Origin of the sequence: Neobacillus drentensis, from assembly GCF_021560175.1 — a bacterium.
Taxonomy (GTDB): domain Bacteria; phylum Bacillota; class Bacilli; order Bacillales; family Cytobacillaceae; genus Neobacillus; species Neobacillus drentensis_A.
In genome coordinates this window covers 3,149,627-3,167,250 of record NZ_CP091110.1, presented here as the reverse complement: position 1 = coordinate 3,167,250, position 17,624 = coordinate 3,149,627, and the positions used below count along the sequence as shown (strand labels likewise).

The following is a 17,624-nucleotide window of genomic DNA, read 5'->3' as shown; positions in this document are numbered from 1 at the left end:
ACTAATAATCTAAAATCCCCTGAATTGAAAAATCAGGGGATTTTAGGTTTTCAGGAATCTAGAGTTTGTTTTTTCCTAGTTTAATTTACTATTACTATTCCATCCTTCAGCTGTTTCCTCTCCAATAGTTTAGCATCCAGATAGTTAGTAAACTCAGATTCACCTGAATATGACAGGCAAAGAAATTGCTTTGCTCTTGTCATCCCTATGTATAAAAGAGAAACTTCTCTTTCCTTATCTTCTTCTAATGGAAACGGCATCGAATCAACATTAACAATAAAGACGGCCTGAAAATCAAGCCCCTTGCTGCTATCAATGGTACTAATCTTCACTTTTCCATCATCTTTTTTAAAAGAACGCTTGGAAACATCATTCTCTGTGATCCAATAGAATGGAATCTTATATTCATCTAACGATCGTTTAATCAAGTCGATGATCGGATACTTATGGTTTCGTTTAACACGATATAGAATTAGAATTTCATCAAGCGGCACTTTTCGCTCTTCATGAAGCTTCTTTATTTGCCTGGAAACCAGCCTCATCTCATCAAAAAAATTGGCTGCTTTGATTATCCCAGGTTCTGGGCCTTTTCTTTTCGTACTTTGGGGAGCAATGATTTCACCATCAAGCTCGCGGTTCACGACCTTACTTTTAAACACCGAATGCTTACGGTAAAAGTCCCATGCAAATTTTACAATTTGGGAGGTATTACGATAATTAATCGATAACACCTTTGATCTGCCCTGAAAACTTAACCCGGTATCTTGTAAATAAGACCGCTTCCGCTTATAAATGGTTTGCGCCCTGTCTTCTACTAATAAAAGTGACTGTGTATCGGCATTAATCAGTAAACTAACCAAACGGAGCCAATCTGCTTCAAAATCCTGGCCTTCGTCAATTAGAACGGCGTCATAGGTGGGAAGAATCGTCTCCCTTTGTTCGATTTTTTCAATGATTTGAGAAAGATTGTTCTCTTTAATTTTTAAATCATTCTTCAACCAGGCATGAAAATTACGGACAATAATGTTCTGATTTTGGACTGCCTTCGCATTCGGATCAAAATCAAATAAATCCTCAGGTTCATTTAACATATGATGGATCATCTGCTGGATAGAATTCGCAAGTGAGATATTATAGCAAAGAATGAGAATCTTCCAATTTGGATTTTGTTTTAACAACATCTTTGCCCGGCTCGCTAAAATGATCGTTTTACCACTGCCAGCAACGCCTCGAATTAAGCGGTTTTTATCACCGATTTGCTTTGCCAAGTTTTCCTGATGAAGGTCCATCGTTTTGATATCATGTAACGATAATAAAAGTTGATCTTGATAAGGGATCGGTGCTTTAAATTCCGCACTAATACGAACTTCCGGGAATAGATGATAGCGAATCGCATTAATATCCTCCATTGAAAGAGGTTCTTTTAAACGGAATGGGACAACAAACATATTTAAGATCTTCTCCATGAGAATTTCTTCGGAAAACTCTTCCTTGTCTGGATCGATCTCATCTCTGGTTAAGCAAAGATTTGGTTCAATGACTGTATATAGGTTATGTTTAATAAAATCTTTGGAAGTCATTCTTGTAAAAACAACTCCATGACCATAGGGAAACTTTAAATTAAATTTATATTTCCCGTCTAGCTGGATAAGGTTTTTATCTTTTTTTAATACGTCTACCAGATGAAATGTATAATCACGTGCTTGTTTCATAGGGCTTTTGATGATTGCTTGCTCCTCTGAAGTGGCTACAATATGCCATTCATCGTGATTAACCTGCAGCAAGGTATTTTTCGTGTAATCCTTAACTTCAAGAACCACAATCCCTAGATCCGGACCAATAATGACAAAATCAGGTCTCTTTCCTTGGATTTCAGGTTCATAGTAGACAATATAATCATCGGGTAAAAAGGTTTTTAAAGTCCGAAATAATAAACGTTCACCAGCCGTAGCGGACGAACGGATCGATTCGGGAATCGTAACTGCCATAATAACCGCTCCAAAATTTGCATTTTTCTCCATTATACTACAATTAGGAACATTCACCTAAATAATTACATTAAATACCTTTTAAATCCTGGTTTTTCTACAAAATCTAGCAACAAATTACTCCAAAAGTATTGTTTTTTCGCTGCAATGCTTTAATAATAGATTACAAGGAATAACTTACCTACATATAAATGGAAATAGAAAAGAAAGCGATGTGTCAATATTGTTGAAGGGAATCCTAGAAAGGTTACGAAATACAAATCAAAAACCTCCCCAGCCAGAGGTAAAATCGGTCAGCCAAGAGCAGGTTGAGGCAATCGTAGCGGCCAAGTTAAGGGAGCACGCGGCGACAATTGAGCAATCAGTGACAGAAAAAGTGAATTCTGCGGTTCAAGCACAAGATCAAGAGGACTACTCGTTAACACCTAAACAGGTTGAATTTGCTCTAACCTTAATTGAGAAGACAAGGAATTTTGAACTGGCCATCGATACGGCTAAGTTGACTGTGAAGGATTTAAATAGATTAATAGCCTACAACAAATTTAAAAATAAAGGGATTCTCGTCAACCTGGTCAAAAAAGGTGTCCTAAAGAGAAAGTTTGATAAACCTTCCTTTTAAAAGTTTATCCTCATTAGAAAAAAATAAAGGCTAAGAGCAAACATCCAAGGGATGTTCGCTCTTAGCCTTTATCATTAGGGTATCCGGGGCAAAAGAATGATAAATTCTGTCCCCTTTCCCTCTTCACTATTGACTTGAATTTTGCCTTTGAATGATCGGACAATTTGATAACTGACCATCATTCCCAGTCCTGTCCCACTTTCTTTTAAGGAATAAAACGGAGACCCAAGTCGATCAATTTGCGCTCTAGTCATACCAATGCCTTGGTCCTTTATGCAAATCTTTATATATCCATCATCGGTTGACGTACAACCAACCCATACCATTCCACCAGTCGGCATAGCCTCAATCGCATTTTTCAATATATTAATCAGCGACTGGTTTAATTTTTGAGGATTGGCATAAATCCAACAGTTATCCAAAAAATCGGTTTTAATCTCGACATTATGGTTCTGGGAGTAACTTTGCAGGATATTCACAACGCGTTGTACCTGATAACTTACGTCGATTCTCTGGTTATGATCGATAGTGGGTTTTCCTAACGTTAAAAAATCATTGATAATTTCATTCGCCCGATCTAATTCTTCAATGGATAGCTGCAAATATTTCTTCTTATCATTCGGCAACTCAGGTTCGTTGAGAAGCTGCAGAAAACCACGCGTCACTTGCATCGGATTTCTAATTTCATGAGCGAAAACACTGGTTAACTCACTGATCACTCGTAATTTTTCCGTGTTTTCCATCTCTGCCCGTAACTGGTAAATCTCCCTGATGGTTTCATTGAGAACTGTAAAGAACCAAGTAACTACCACCGCAAAGAGAAGATGAATGCTCTGTACTTTCAGATAATCGATGGTAAAACCTCTTAGAATACCAAAAATCGTCAGGCCAATCAGACAGTAATAAAAGGCTAGGCCAACCGCAATTTTGACCCGTTTAGCTTTTTTCGAACGCGCAAATGATTTTTGAAAAAATAAGATAACAGGCAGCGAAAATAATAGGACAAGCAGCGTATTATAAAATCCTACACTGAATCCAAAATAAAGTCGATAAAGGATAATAAGAACGGATAGGAAGATACCTGGCCAAACTCCTCCGTAAAGAGTCCCTAATAAGAAAGGAATAATTCTTAATTCGATCCGTGCATTTTCCCCAAAATCCACTGGGAAGGACATGCAAAATAGGATAGAGATTCCCCATAAAATGGACATGAGGGCGATTCTATTCCTCCTACTCTTAACCCACTCTGTCAAAAAGGTGTAGTAAGTAAATATGGGTATTACCATAAGTGTTAGCTGCAGCAAAAAATCCTTTATTATACTCATCTTTGTTACCTTTCATCGTGTGTTCTATATTTGAATCCTGCCAGATAGGTCGATTTTTGTAATGGTCAATTCCTACAAACATGGTAGATAGTACCTAATTATACCAATTATACCTTAAAATGATGAACCTTTGTCGACTTTTGTTGGTAAAAATGTAGGTAATTAAAGTTTTTTGTCTGATCCTATAGGTTTGCTCCACAAGAAAAAGGATCACCGTAGGCAACCCTTCAGAAATTTAACACCTTATCGTCTTTAATCATATCAATCGATCTCTAATAAGAATCATGGATAAAAGGATGATCTATCTATTCCTCGAACGCCGATTATAATCGCTCTCGATTCCTTTTTTCCAATTTCGATCAATCTTTTTGCCGCTTCGAAGGCTGCTGACTGCTTCATTTACCGCTTCATAATTTAATTGCGTTCCGACATCATCGGCATGGTAATCGACAGCGAAATCCTCCTCAATTCCAAATCGTGCAGCTGTTGAGATAGCGTCAATATTCGCACCCAGGAACAAGAAATCCCAGCCATAGTGTTCTTTTTGATGGTGAACCATTTTTTTAATCTTCTCCGCTGTAAATTCGCGGCTGGCATTTTCCATTCCGTCTGTGGTAATGACAAACAGTACCTTTTCGGCCTGTTCTCCCTTCCTCGTTCGCTTTTGGACATTGACAATTTTTTGAATCGTAAAGCCAATCGCGTCGAATAAGGCAGTGGTGCCGCCTACTTCATAATCCTTTTCTGTAAGAAGGGATATGCCCTTGATATGGATCCGGTCATGTAAAAGCTCGTATTGATGATCGAATAATACGGTCGTGACAATGGCTTCACCTTCTGCTTTTTGCTGTTTCTTTAACATGGCATTATAGCCGCCGATCGTATCCGCTTCTAGCCCTGCCATCGAGCCGCTCCGATCTAAAATAAACACTAATTCGGTTAGATTGTTTTTCATGATCATCATCCTTTGTGCGTTGATAAACAAAGGATACCATTCAACAGTGAGAGATTGGTCGCTTGGAAAGCGACATTTTTAAGCACCGAGGATCGGCTGATCAAAAGCAAATAAGGCTCCATTAATTTCATGGATATTGTAGTTGGCTTGTTCAACAAAGAACTCAATAATCACATCAAACTTACTGCTGCGTGACAAGGTATAGCCGGCCGCCTCGAGCAGCTCATTCGTTTCCGCTAAACTTAATTGTAATGCAATCGCAAACGCAACAGCAGTTTTCTTTTTCGGCGTATAATCAACTTCATTGCGAATTTTTGAGAATAACCGCCGGTCGATGTTGGCCCGTTTATAGGTTTCGACATCCGTCAAGCCTTTCTCATCAATAAACCGTAACAACCGATCCGAAAAAGATTCATTGAGCTGGTCTAACAGTTCAACTAAGGAATACTCTGCTTCTTGAAACAAATCATGCTGGAGAATATCTGCTTCTTGCCGCTGTTCTAATATAGAGGGCGCTTCTCGATTCCGAGTAAACGAAATTTCTGCTTCTTCTACGTAATGCTCATCGATGTATTCATTAATCGAAGAAAACAATTTCTTCGTTAACCCGAATGAACGTTTATCAAAAACCACTAGGTAAACTAGTATATCATGGTTTAGTAAAAAGGAACTGATGGCGGAAACCGCAATCTGTAAAGCTTGTTCCTTTGGAAAACCATAGATGCCCGTTGATATTAACGGAAAAGCAATCGATTCACATTGATGATTTTTCGCCAACTCCAAGGAGTTAAGGTAACAAGCCTTTAATAATGCGTCTTCCTGGTGGTTTCCTCCTTCCCAAATAGGTCCTGGAGTATGGATGATATATTTGGCATCTAAGTTAAACCCATCCGTAATAACCGCATCTCCCGTGTGGCAGCCGCCAATTTGATCACATGCCTGTTGTAACGCGCGGACACCTGCGGCCTGAAAAATCGCACCACAGACACCCCCGCCAATAAGCAGCCCCGTATTCGCCGCATTCACAATCGCATCCACATTCATCTTCGTAATATCATGGCGAACCATCTCTAACGGCATAAATGTTTACCTCCTTGAAGCATGGGGACGGTTCTCCTGCTTCCTCACCTATTTTATAACAAAAGAAAAGTTATCCCCCAATTGCCTGATTAATAGATAGAGAGTCAATCGGCCAATTGATCGATGCCACTATAGAGTTCTCTACTTTTTTAAGATATCTTTTATAAAATCTATCTTACTTTTAGCATTATCGGCTGTAATAATGTCCACATCACTGTTAATCTTTTTTTCCACTCTTTGCCCTTTAATCGCCTTTAAAGCATTTTGGACACTAATATAGCCCATATCATAGGGATTCTGCGCTACAGAGCCTTTCAACGTTCCATCTTCGTGATACTTGAGCATTTGAATAATTCCGTCTGCCCCTACAACGGGGATGTTCAATCCTTTTTGTTTTACATACTTAATGACTTCTAAAGCCAAACGGTCATCAGAGGCAAACACGCCTTTTAGATCAGGATGATCCTTCAGCAATTGAGCGATAACAGGAATCACTTTGGCATCGGCAAAACCAACCTGGAGATTCCCGCCAACGGTTTCCATTCCAACGGTATGTAAAGCCCCTTTTGCTCCTTGAATCCGCTCCTTGCCCACGTTATCTGGTGAATTCCTGCTGATTAATGCGACCTTGTCTCCAGGCTGCAGCATCGAGGACAATAACTCCCCCGCTTTTTCTCCTAAGGAGGGGTTATCGGTTCCAATAAAGGAGGTTTGACCGGACCAATTGACCGGCGTATCCACAAGCAACACCGGAATATGATTCTTTTTAAATTCCTTTAATACAGGTATCGAGGCTGGCGGATCGACCGGCGAGAAAATAAGCGCGTCTGGTTTTTCCTTTAAGACCCGTTTCAAAATAGAGAGTTGATCTTCATTATGTTGGTTAGGAGCATAAATGTTTCCCTTCACGCCAAAGTTTTTTAATCCCTTTTCAACACCTGCGACAATAATCGCCCAATACTCCGACTTTGTATCTTTTAGTACGACAGCGACGGTCGGCTTTTCGCCTGCTAATGCTTTGTAAACATAACCCAACAAACCACAGAAAAAGAAGGCAGAAACAAGGATAATCTTCCATTTGGTCTTCACTGGTACTCACCTTGCAACGATTGTTTGTCAGGTGAACGTGGAAAACAAACCGAAAAACAGGTTCCTTCGTTTCCAGACTCCACGTTGATTTTTGCCTGATGGCGATCGGCGATACTATAACAAACGGCTAGTCCCAATCCGGTCCCCTGGTCTTTTGTCGTAAAAAAAGGAGTTCCCATCTTGTCCAAAATGTCGGCAGTTATTCCTTTTCCCCCATCCTTTACTTCTAAAATAACCTGATCATCCTCACAATAGGTTCTAACGGTAAGAATTCCGCCAAAGTCCATCGCCTCAAGCCCATTTAAGACAAGATTTAAGAAAAGCTGGCGAATTTCTTTTTCATCTAAGAGCAGATCGGGACACGGAACCAACTGGTGCTGAACTCGTTTTCCAGCTAGGTTCGCTTCTGCATTGATTAACGGGAGGATCGTTTCGATGATTCTATTTAAAGATTGTCTCGTTTTATTGCTTGCTTTATTTTTGGCAAGCGTTAAAAATTCTTTAATAATACTATTCGCCCTGTTTAATTCATCTAGCATAAGATCAATGTATTCAGGTGAAAGCCGTTCATTGGTGTTTTTCCACATTTGTAAAAAACCATACACAGTTGTCATCGGGTTACGGATTTCATGGGCGATTCCAGCTGCCATTTCGCCAATCAAATTTAATCGGTCCAACCGAAACATTTCTTTTTCTAAATGCTCTCGGTCCGTAATATCATTGACCAAGATGAGAACGCAGGCTTCGTCTTGAATTTCAATGATTTCCGTTGATAACAAACCGCTGCGTAATTCCCCGTTTTTAGCTTGGTACGTCACCTTTAGATTACTCAACGGGTCATTCGTTTCGAGCGCAGCTAAATCGACCTTATTCTCATCCATATTCGTAAAAAGGGCCCAGTCGAACACTTGATCCTTTACTTCTTCATATTCATAACCAGTAAAATCGAGCCATGTGCTGTTAACATCGATAAATCTTTGATCACGGAGGGAACGAATCGCCATTAGACAAGGACTCGCTTCAAATATTTTTTTGAAGCGTTCATGGGAAACAAATAAGTTATCCGCTACTTTTTTCCGCTCACTAATTTCCTCTTTAAGCTTCTCATTGGTTGATAGCAAGTCGAGTGTACGTTCCTCCACTACTTTTTTCAGGAGATGAAATTGTTGGTTTTTGATTCTCTCGATTTCTTTCCGTTCCGTCACATCACGAATGGTGCAGACAAAAATAGGATGATCTTCGATGGTTGCTTTTCCAATTTGAATATCAACAGGAAAACGGTTTTGATCTTGTCGTAGAGCTACACCTTCGAGTATTTTTCCAATCGCGAACGTAGTAAGAACAGGAATCGATAACGAGTCCATCCGTTCCCCGTCTTGCTTTACCACTGGAATCAGCGTAGCTAAATGCTTCCCTATTAATTCCTCAGTAAAATAGCCAAACATTTTTCGAACGATTGGATTCACCGATAAAATGACTCCCGCCTCATCAAAGGTAACAATCGTATCCAGTAAGGTTTCCCCGATCACTTTTGATAGAGTCTCATTTTTATCCAAATCCACAGTTGTCCGATTCAATTTAAGCTGAACTTCTTCCAGCTCAATCGTCTTTTTCCATTCGGTCTGTTTTAAGCTTTCGGCATGACTCTGATATATTTTCACAAATTGTTCTACTTTTTGTCTTAAAGTCTCTGGATTAAACGGTTTAAAGATATAATCAATCGCTCCGACAGAATACCCATGGAGAACATGTTCCATATCTTGACTAATCGCGGTAATAAAGATAATCGGAATATTTTTTGACTTTTTTCTGGCTTTTATCAGCTTTGCCGTGTCAAAGCCATTTAGTCCAGGCATTTGCACATCGAGCAAAATGACGGCAAAGTCTTGTTTCAGAATGCATCTTAACGCTTCTTCACCAGACGTGGCCGTCACCAAATGATAACGGGGGGACGTTAGAACAGCTTCCAAGGCAACTAAATTTTCCTTAAGATCGTCCACCATTAAAATATTAATCATATCCGTGTCTGGTTTAGTTGATTTTTCGGTAAAGCTTTTCTGCTGAATGGAGTACTTCATAGTGTTCTGCATAATTGGTAAAGCGGATCTCCTCTCTATTTCCAAGCCCTAAAAAACCGGAATTAAATAGACTTTCATATACTAATTGATGAACATGATTTTGCAACTTTTTATTAAAATAAATCATTACATTTCGGCAAATAATGATATGAAACTCGTTAAAGGATTGATCGGTAACCACATTGTGTTGGAAAAAGACCATATTCTTTTTTAAAAAAGAAGAAAAACACGCTCCATCATTTTTTACCGAATAATACTCTGAAAACGCCTGTTCTCCACCAGATTGTATGTAGTTGGTGGTGTAAAGTTTCATTTTCTCTAAAGGGAAAGAACCTTGTTTCGCTTTTTCTAAATTGTCTTGATTGATATCAGTGGCGTAAATCCTTGTTTTATCCAATATTCCGGATTCATGCAGCAAAATAGCCATTGAATAAACTTCTTCTCCCGAACCGCAGCCAACATGCCAGATACGGATCGCTGGATAGTTTCTTACTAGCGGGATGACCTTTTCTCGCAGACTCTCAAAAAAAGAGGGATCCCGAAACATTTCGGTTACATTAATGGAAAAATCCTTAAACAACCTTTTCATAACAAGTGGATCATGTAGAACTTTTTCCTGCAATCCCGAGATTGTCCTTTGCTTTTCTGCAACCATTCGATTCAAAATTCTTCTTTGCACGAATGGAGCAGAATAGTTTCGAAAATCATATCCATAATGGCGGTAAACGGCTTCAAGTAATAACTCCATCTCTATTTGCTGGAGCTGAGAAATGTCCTGTTTTTGATCTATTTTGGTCATGGTTATCCCCGCCTATCTATATAGCCAAACTTGGATCAGTGAGTACAACTGATCGAGATCAATGGGTTTGCTAATGTAATCGGAAGCGCCCGCCTCGATGCATTGTTCACGATTATGTTTCATTGCCTTGGCTGTTAGGGCAACAATGGGTAAATCCTGAAATTCCGGTTTCGTACGGATGTGGCTGATGGCCTCAAATCCATCCATTTCCGGCATCATAATATCCATCAAAATGAGATCAATATCTGGGGTTTCCTGTAACACTTCGATTCCTTCCCTGCCATTCTCTGCAAAAAGAACATCGATTTCAAATTCCTCCAGTGCAGAGGATAAGGCATAAATATTTCGCATATCATCATCTACGATCAGAATCTTCTTCCCATTCATTAACGAGTATTCCCTTGTTACTTCTTCGCTGATCAGGTGATTACCCGGTTGAGACTGACCCAAGGGTTCCTCCTCATGGAGGGCAACGGCCGTTTCTAAGAAGGCTGGAACGGGCTGTTCATTTTCTTTTGGCTGATGAAGGGGCAAATAAAGCGTAAAGGAACTTCCAGCCCCTTCTTCACTTTGTAGTTCGATAAAGCCTCCAAGCAACTGGGCCAATTCTCGACTAATCGATAACCCTAAACCTGTCCCGCCATATTTTCGGCTAATCGTTCCGTCAGCTTGAATAAACGCATTAAAAACGACTTCCTGCTTATCTGTTGAAATGCCAATTCCTGTATCCATTATGGTAAAACTGATCAAAGGTTCTGTCTGCTTTGCTGAATCAACTGGAACCCCCTTTTTAATCAGTAAGGAAACTCTTCCTTTTTCAGTGAACTTATATGCATTAGACAAAAGATTTCTCAAAATTTGATTCAGTCGATGCTCATCGGTGTAGATGGAATTCGGTAGATCCTCATCTAAGAAAATAGTAAACTCTAACCCTTTTTGACGAGCTAAAGGAGAAAAATATCGTTCGGCAAAGGTCATAATCGTTTCAAATTGAACTTCTCCCTGTATGACCTCAATTTTTCCAGCTTCTACTTTGGCTAAATCTAACACCTCATTAATCAAGTGAAGCAAATCAATTCCCGAAGAATAAATGGTTTGGATGTATTCTACTTGTTTCTCTGTTAAATTTTCATTCTTCTTTTCCATTAGCATTTGAGCCAGAATCAATAAACTATTCAGAGGGGTACGGAGTTCATGGGACATGTTCGCAAGGAACTCCGATTTATACTGGGAGGTGAGAGCAAGTTCTTGTGCTTTCTCCTCCAGTGCAAGACTGAATTTCTCCAATTCCTTGTTTTTCTCTTCCGAATGGATATACTGATCCTCGAGCTCTTCGTTTATGATTCGCAGCTCCTCTTGCTGCTGCTGAAGCTCTTCTGACTGGCTTTGCAGCTCTTCTGTTAAGGCCTGTGATTCTTGTAATAACTTTTTGACCTGCATTCGATTCCCAATGCTGTTGATGGTAATACCGATATGGGCCAAAACTTCTTGGAGAAGGGCTTGTTGAATCGCCGTAAACGGTTTAAAAGACGCGACTTCAAGCACAGCCAGAACCTCTCCTTCATATTCAGCCGGCAGAATTAATAGATTTTTAGGTGCCGCTTCACCGATTCCAGAAGTAATTTTTACATAATGGTCAGGGATTTCGGAAATCAGGATTGGTTTCTTTTCAACTGCACATTGACCAACAAGTCCCTCACCAAGTTGGAAACTTCTGGACGTAACGGACTCATTGTTATAGGCATAGGAAGCTCTGCTGACCAGACGCTGGTCACCGTTCATACATTCTTTAATATAAAAGACACCAAAATGGGCATCGATCATCGGTGTGATCGTTTGGATAAATAATCGGGATAAGGTGGAAAAATCTTCAACGGACGTATACATGGAAGTCATCTGCGCCACTTTTGATTTCAGCCAGCTATGCTCCTCCGCCCTTTCGATGAATGCTTTTTCCTGTTCCGCTTTTTCTTCCAGTGCTTGGGCCATTTGATTATAAGCAACGGAAATCGCTCCAATTTCGTCTTTTGTAGCAACCTTAATGCGCGGAAATTGTGTTCCCTGATAAAGAGCCACATTGCCCATGACCGACGTCACCCGCTGCAAGTTTTTGGTCAACCCCCTAATAATCCAAATCGCGGCAATCAGCCCAATGAGCGGACCAATAAGGACGATAAAATAAATCATATTTAACTCTAGATTATAGGTTTGCCTGGTTCGTAAAAGTTGGTCTTTCAGTTCCTGTTCCTGCAGGGTAAATAACAAATCGGTAATTTGATGAAGCCGAGCGCGATCACGCTTGATATCTCCCCAAATAAGTTTGTCAAAATGAGCGTTCCGATCCGTTTTTTGTAAAATGATAATTTGGTTGCCGACATCCTCATAGGTTTTGTAGATTGTGTTAAATTTAGCAATTAAATCCTGTGTTTCTTTCCGGCTATCCACCTTTGCAAGTGTATCAATCGAGGCGCGAATCGTTAACCTCGATTGCTCCCATTCATTCACGATTTGAGGAAGGACTTTTTCTGGCGGAATCGAGGCAATTTCACTTAGCTCTCTGCCCATGTTGCTTACTTCAAACTTCAACGTGGAAGCCATTAACTTCCGCTGGTCTAAATCGGAAACGACGGAATTCATGCTAACGGTTTGTTGATTAATCATTTCAATTAAAATTACTAGAAAAATAAGGTTAAAAACGAATATTAGTCCTAACCCACCATAAAGCTTTGTTCGAAATTTCATATAGACCTCATTCTCCTGATTGTTTTAATGAATTACGTTTCGACACTTGTTCGTAACAATTGAAGGGCGGATGACTAATCAAAAAAGCGAAGATTGAAAAAATTAATCCTATAAAAGAACAGCATCCAATTATTTAACTCATTTATGTATGAAGCAGATAGAGTAATGCTTAGACATGAAATCTATCTCTACTTTTTAATAGATATTTTGGTGTAGTAGATTCTATTAAACTGTTATATATAAGCAAAAATGCATTAGTAGACTAAACTAGTTTACCATAATCGTTTTAGCCAGAAAAGGTTTGTTCAAAGGAACACATATGGCATTTCAAATGTATATCGATCAAAGCTATTATTTATTTAAAAAGACCCTCGAAATCATGAGGGATTTCGAGGGTTTTTGCCTGCCATTCCAAATGGGTAGAACTTCGGTGGATTCCCTGATAAATAGAGGGTTTGTTGTATTTTTCAATCTATTGAGCTTTGTTGTATACAATCGAAAATCTTTTTTCGCCCTTCCATTTTTCTCCGTTGGAATCTATATAAATGTTTGCCGTATAATCTCCTTCCATCTCAAATTTTGCTTGGCCAGTATAGACGCCATTTCCTGTTTCCTGCATCTTCATTGTCATATCTCCATGACTCATCCCTTGCATATCCAATTGGACACTTACCTTTGCACCCTTTACTGGTTTACCATCCTGATCTAAGATGGTTAGTTGAATCGGAGTAGCTTGGCCCGGTGTAAAGGATTTTGGTGTAGTTAGCTTTAGGTCAAAGTTAGTTGAACTGCAGCCTGTCATAAAGACCATGATTAGGCTAAAAATTAAAATCGTAAATTTGTTCATACGCACCCTATTCTTTCTATAGATTGATCTTGTTGAAAATAACTTTTTCTATTTTTTAAACTAAGAGGTCTAAAATGGTAAGTCAACATCATCTATGATAAAACAACAAATCCACCTAAGCAATTACTACTAGGTGGATTATTTTTTTAAAAAACCCTTTTTTCGCTCTTAAATACTAATATCCCGCTTCTGGAAAAACACAAAAGTCAGAATCATAAAAATGGCATAATACACAGCCAGGATTGCCAATGAGATCGGTAGTGTTATGTCCCCCAAAATCTTATCCTGCAATGCATAAATGGTTAAATCAAGATGCGGAAAAATTAAAAACTTTGCCCATGCGTATTTTTCTGCCAGAAGCACAATTAATCCGCCCAGGGTCGAAGAGATAAACAAGACAAAGATTCCGATTCCCACTGCCAAAGCCTGACTTTTAAATAAAGTGGAAAGCATAAAGGCGATGGCCGTTAAAACCAACAAACTTGGAAGATAGTAAGCAATCTTAAGGAAGAACTGCGGGCCGACTTCTGCTTCCTTCTGCCCGTCTATAGCCATCTCAAAGATTTTTGCAGTAAAGTCCCCATTACCAAATGTAATTAAACCAACAAGGTATCCAGCAATAATCAGTGTCGCTAAAAGTATAAGCGAATAGATAATTAAGGAAAGATATTTGGATAGGAGGATCGCCCATCTTTGATGAGGTCTAATTAACAGCTGCTTAATCGTTCCATCTGCAAATTCAGAGGACACACTGGCACTGCATACAATCACCGAAAGCAGGGTCACCAAAGTCGTCATGCTGAATACAACATTATTCATAAAATGCCAGTTACTAATAGCATTTGGATTAATGTTTTCATCCAGATATTTCTGCTTTTGTTCAATTTCATTAGTAATAAACTGTTTTTCTTGATCTGGTGCTGTTTTTGCATTCTGCTGCAACTCAGCAATTTGAGCCTTCATACCAGCCTGCCAGTTCGGGTCGGGTTCACCTTGTACTTTATGGTAGATAATCCCCGCCACAATGACTGCCAATACGATGATGATTAGATAAATCCAGCTCGATTTTTTTTGAAACAATTTCATCAGTTCATTACGAATTAAGGCAATCATTTCATGACACCTCCACTCTCTCTTACTTCTTTGTTCGTTATTTCTAAGAAACGGTCTTCTAGCGAGACGGTCACCCTGCTAATGCCATAGACCTCGATATCCTTTGAGATTAGTAGCTTATTAATGGTACTAATCGTAGCTTTTTCTACATATACGGAGAATTGGTCGTCATCAAGCAACTTAATCTCGGAACCGGCAAACTGTTCGTTTAGCACCTCTACTGCTTTCTGACTATTGCTTACCTCAAATATTACCTCAGTCTTTTCGTCTTCCTCCATCGTTTCTTTCATGGAAGAAATATGTATTAGTTTACCTTTTTCAATAATGGCAAAACGATCACACATCAACTGCATTTCAGCTAAAAGATGAGAGGATACTAGAACGGAAATCCCTTCATGGGCAAGGTTATGTAAGTAATCTCTAAATTCTCTAATTCCTTGAGGATCCAATCCATTTGTCGGCTCATCGAGAATAAGCAATGACGGGTTATGTAATAACGCCTGAGCTACCCCTAGCCTTTGCCTCATTCCAAGAGAATAGGTCTTAACCTTTTGGTAAATGGAATCTTCTAATTTTACTAATCTAGCCACTTCCATTATCCGCTCATCTGACACTTCTTTAATGGCCATATTCGCATAATGCTTTAAATTCTTGTACCAGCTCATATACTTGTAAAATTCCGGATTTTCAACAATCGCGCCAATTTCACTCATCGTCTTTTTAAATTGTCCATCGAGGTTATAGCCATTAACACGAACCTCTCCGTTTGTCCGTTTGATCAGGCTCACAATCATACGGATAATGGTGGTTTTCCCTGCTCCATTTGGACCCAAAAGACCAAAGATTTCCCCTTTTTTTACACTGAAGCTTACATCATCTACGATCTTCTTCTTGCCTATGAGCTTGGTTAATGATTGTACTTCTAAAGTATTTACCGCCATACGTTCCTCCTCTTTCTTGTAGTAATAAATTCTTCTTATAGCTTTTTTAATACTTGCTAACCATTATGTACGAAAAGAACACCAAAAAGTTCCAAATTTCTATTATAGTTTATATTTCTCATAAACTCAATTAAACTAAAAAGTACGTTTTAAAATCTAACGGCATAAAAAATAGCCATCAACGTGATGGCTATGCCTTCAGTTTATTCCGAATCATATGGCTTCGTTAATTCGTTAATTTTTTTTGCAAAAGAAAATGAGATAGTCTTAATCTCTTCCTCCGAACCGCCATCAACTTTCAATCCTGGCTTGATGACTTGACAACCTTTATTTTCTAAAGTTTCTTCTAATAGATTTACGGCTCTTCCAAACTGTTCATAGGAGCTGTCACCTGCACCAAATGCGGCAGCTATTTTACCTGATAAAGGGACCGCTAGCAATTCATCATGAAAACAAATGATTTCATCTGCAAGCTCCCCATCGCCCCATGTATAACTTCCGATCAGAATACAATCGTATGCCAATAGTTCCTCTGCAAACGTGTCAACGGCATCTTTTACCGTTACATGCCAATCCGCCCTGGCTAATTCCCCTGCAATGGAGCGAGCGATGAGTTCAGTGGTTCCAGTCATACTCGCATAAACGATAATGGTATCCATTTTTTCACCTCTGTTTCACATAACTTGCCAGTAGTAACTACATAATGATTATCATTCTCAATCGTTGCTACGCTTATAGAATACTGCTCTTTTCATGATAAAACCTTGAGGTACATCAACTTTTTTACGATTGGTCTTCGAAATAATGGCACCACAAAAAAATGACCGCACTACTGTGTTTCAAAGTGTGCGGCCATTCTTCCATTTTATAGAAGCAGCAATTCATCTAGGTTGACAATTTCAATCCGTTTATGTGGTTTCTGCTTGATTAACCCTTGATTTTCAAATTCGGCCAGTTTTCGGCTGATCGTTTCTGGTGTGGTTCCCAAAAAGGAGGCGAGATTTTTCTTACTCATGGGTAAAATAAATTCCTTCGTCTGAGAGTCGTTTAGACACTCGACAAGAAAAAGTGCTATCCTTGTTTCCACTTTCTCCGTAGCAAAACGGGTTGTTTGTTTTTCGGACTGATCTAACCGTTTGGAAAACTCGGCCAGTATTTTCAAAGATATGGATGGATACTTTAACAGTAAATCCTGCAGATCTGCTTGATGGATTGTGCAAACCAGGGTATTGGTCATTGCTTCCGCGAACGATTCATGGTGATTGTTATGAAATAACGCTAATTCCCCGGTAAAATCACCTGGATTTAATATCCGGACCAATTGTTCTTTTCCTGTTTCCGAGAGTCGATAAATCTTCACTTTTCCTTTATGAACAATATAGAGGGAATCAGACCGGTCGCCTGCGTGATAGATTAACTCCCCTTTCTTAAACGGGACAGATTTAACCGTTGCCATTATTTCCTCCATTTGGTCCACTTCTAAATGATTAAAAATGGGGACGAGTGACACGCAGGTTTTATGAGAGCCGGAAGTTGAACATTCATGGTTACGGTGACAAGTGTTGTCCACTCCTACTTCCCTCCCCTTCTTTTAAATAAGCCTTATTTATCTAGTATGACCGTTAATTTTGTCTTCTGGTGTCTTTTTTATAGTAAAAATAAAACTTTATATTCATCGACTCGGCCTCTCAATAAGACAGTCTCGTACCCTATTCCTTAATTATAAATATCAACCATTTTTTCTCTTTGTACTTTCTTGACGATTGAAAAACCACGTTCTTCAATAATATGTGTAATCTCCTTGCTACTAATTAAGCTATGAGTATATTCTATTACAATTTTGCCTTTAGGCAATGTCCCTTTGTAGGAAATGATGCCATTCATTGCTTTTATTTCTTGTTCGATGGAATGATTCACGTTCATGCAGCATATTCCGGGAACATATAAAGTAACTTTGTTCATAAGGGGTCTCTCCCATCCTGATTTTAGTAGGTGACTGTTATAAAATGAAAATCATTCTCATTTATAATTACATCCTTATCATATAG

At 39.1% G+C, this 17,624-nt stretch carries 15 protein-coding genes; 1 reads left to right on the top strand and 14 read right to left on the bottom strand.

Annotated elements, in window-relative coordinates; translation table 11 throughout:
• Positions 1 to 80: 80 nt before the first annotated feature.
• A complete protein-coding gene (locus L1999_RS14670; RefSeq protein ID WP_235739236.1) occupies positions 81 to 1,988 on the bottom strand; it encodes a 3'-5' exonuclease in 1,908 nt (635 codons plus the stop codon).
• A 226-nt stretch (positions 1,989 to 2,214) separates the two neighbouring features.
• On the opposite strand from L1999_RS14670, the gene L1999_RS14665 reads away from it, so the two are divergent.
• Positions 2,215 to 2,607: an ABC transporter ATP-binding protein gene (locus tag L1999_RS14665; protein WP_235739235.1), complete on the top strand. Its 393-nt coding sequence runs from the start codon at positions 2,215 to 2,217 to the stop codon at positions 2,605 to 2,607.
• Positions 2,608 to 2,681: 74 nt separating this feature from the next.
• Here the strand turns inward: L1999_RS14665 and L1999_RS14660 are convergent, their stop codons facing one another.
• From L1999_RS14660 to L1999_RS14600, 13 genes are all read right to left on the bottom strand, one after another.
• Entirely contained in the window at positions 2,682 to 3,893 is a 1,212-nt protein-coding gene (locus L1999_RS14660; protein WP_275677701.1) for an ATP-binding protein, read from the bottom strand.
• A 340-nt stretch (positions 3,894 to 4,233) separates the two neighbouring features.
• Entirely contained in the window at positions 4,234 to 4,887 is a 654-nt protein-coding gene (locus L1999_RS14655; protein ID WP_235739233.1) for a vWA domain-containing protein, read from the bottom strand.
• A gap of 78 nt (positions 4,888 to 4,965) precedes the next feature.
• Positions 4,966 to 5,967 (bottom strand): macro domain-containing protein, encoded by a 1,002-nt coding sequence (locus L1999_RS14650; protein WP_235739232.1) that lies wholly within the window; start codon positions 5,965 to 5,967, stop codon positions 4,966 to 4,968.
• 141 nt (positions 5,968 to 6,108) lie between these two features.
• A complete protein-coding gene (locus tag L1999_RS14645) occupies positions 6,109 to 7,056 on the bottom strand; it encodes a sugar ABC transporter substrate-binding protein (RefSeq protein WP_235739231.1) in 948 nt (315 codons plus the stop codon).
• A complete protein-coding gene (locus L1999_RS14640) occupies positions 7,053 to 9,134 on the bottom strand; it encodes a PAS domain S-box protein (RefSeq protein WP_235739230.1) in 2,082 nt (693 codons plus the stop codon). Before L1999_RS14640 ends, L1999_RS14645 begins: the two co-directional genes overlap by 4 nt.
• On the bottom strand, positions 9,088 to 9,933 hold the full coding sequence (locus tag L1999_RS14635) for a CheR family methyltransferase (RefSeq protein ID WP_235739229.1): 846 nt from the start codon (positions 9,931 to 9,933) through the stop codon (positions 9,088 to 9,090). The genes L1999_RS14640 and L1999_RS14635 overlap by 47 nt, the downstream gene beginning before the upstream one ends.
• A gap of 12 nt (positions 9,934 to 9,945) precedes the next feature.
• Positions 9,946 to 12,675, bottom strand: a complete 2,730-nt coding sequence (locus L1999_RS14630) for a response regulator (protein WP_235739228.1) — start codon at positions 12,673 to 12,675, stop codon at positions 9,946 to 9,948.
• A gap of 472 nt (positions 12,676 to 13,147) precedes the next feature.
• Positions 13,148 to 13,522 (bottom strand): FixH family protein, encoded by a 375-nt coding sequence (locus L1999_RS14625; RefSeq protein WP_235739227.1) that lies wholly within the window; start codon positions 13,520 to 13,522, stop codon positions 13,148 to 13,150.
• Positions 13,523 to 13,690: 168 nt separating this feature from the next.
• On the bottom strand, positions 13,691 to 14,635 hold the full coding sequence (locus L1999_RS14620) for an ABC transporter permease (protein WP_235739226.1): 945 nt from the start codon (positions 14,633 to 14,635) through the stop codon (positions 13,691 to 13,693).
• On the bottom strand, positions 14,632 to 15,576 hold the full coding sequence (locus tag L1999_RS14615; protein WP_235739225.1) for an ABC transporter ATP-binding protein: 945 nt from the start codon (positions 15,574 to 15,576) through the stop codon (positions 14,632 to 14,634). The genes L1999_RS14620 and L1999_RS14615 overlap by 4 nt, the downstream gene beginning before the upstream one ends.
• Before the next feature lie 203 nt (positions 15,577 to 15,779).
• Positions 15,780 to 16,235, bottom strand: coding sequence for a flavodoxin (locus L1999_RS14610; protein ID WP_235739224.1), 456 nt, complete (start codon positions 16,233 to 16,235; stop codon positions 15,780 to 15,782).
• Between the two features lie 206 nt (positions 16,236 to 16,441).
• A complete protein-coding gene (locus tag L1999_RS14605; RefSeq protein ID WP_235739223.1) occupies positions 16,442 to 17,146 on the bottom strand; it encodes a Crp/Fnr family transcriptional regulator in 705 nt (234 codons plus the stop codon).
• 146 nt (positions 17,147 to 17,292) lie between these two features.
• A complete protein-coding gene (locus L1999_RS14600) occupies positions 17,293 to 17,538 on the bottom strand; it encodes a heavy-metal-associated domain-containing protein (protein ID WP_235739222.1) in 246 nt (81 codons plus the stop codon).
• Positions 17,539 to 17,624: the final 86 nt, after the last annotated feature.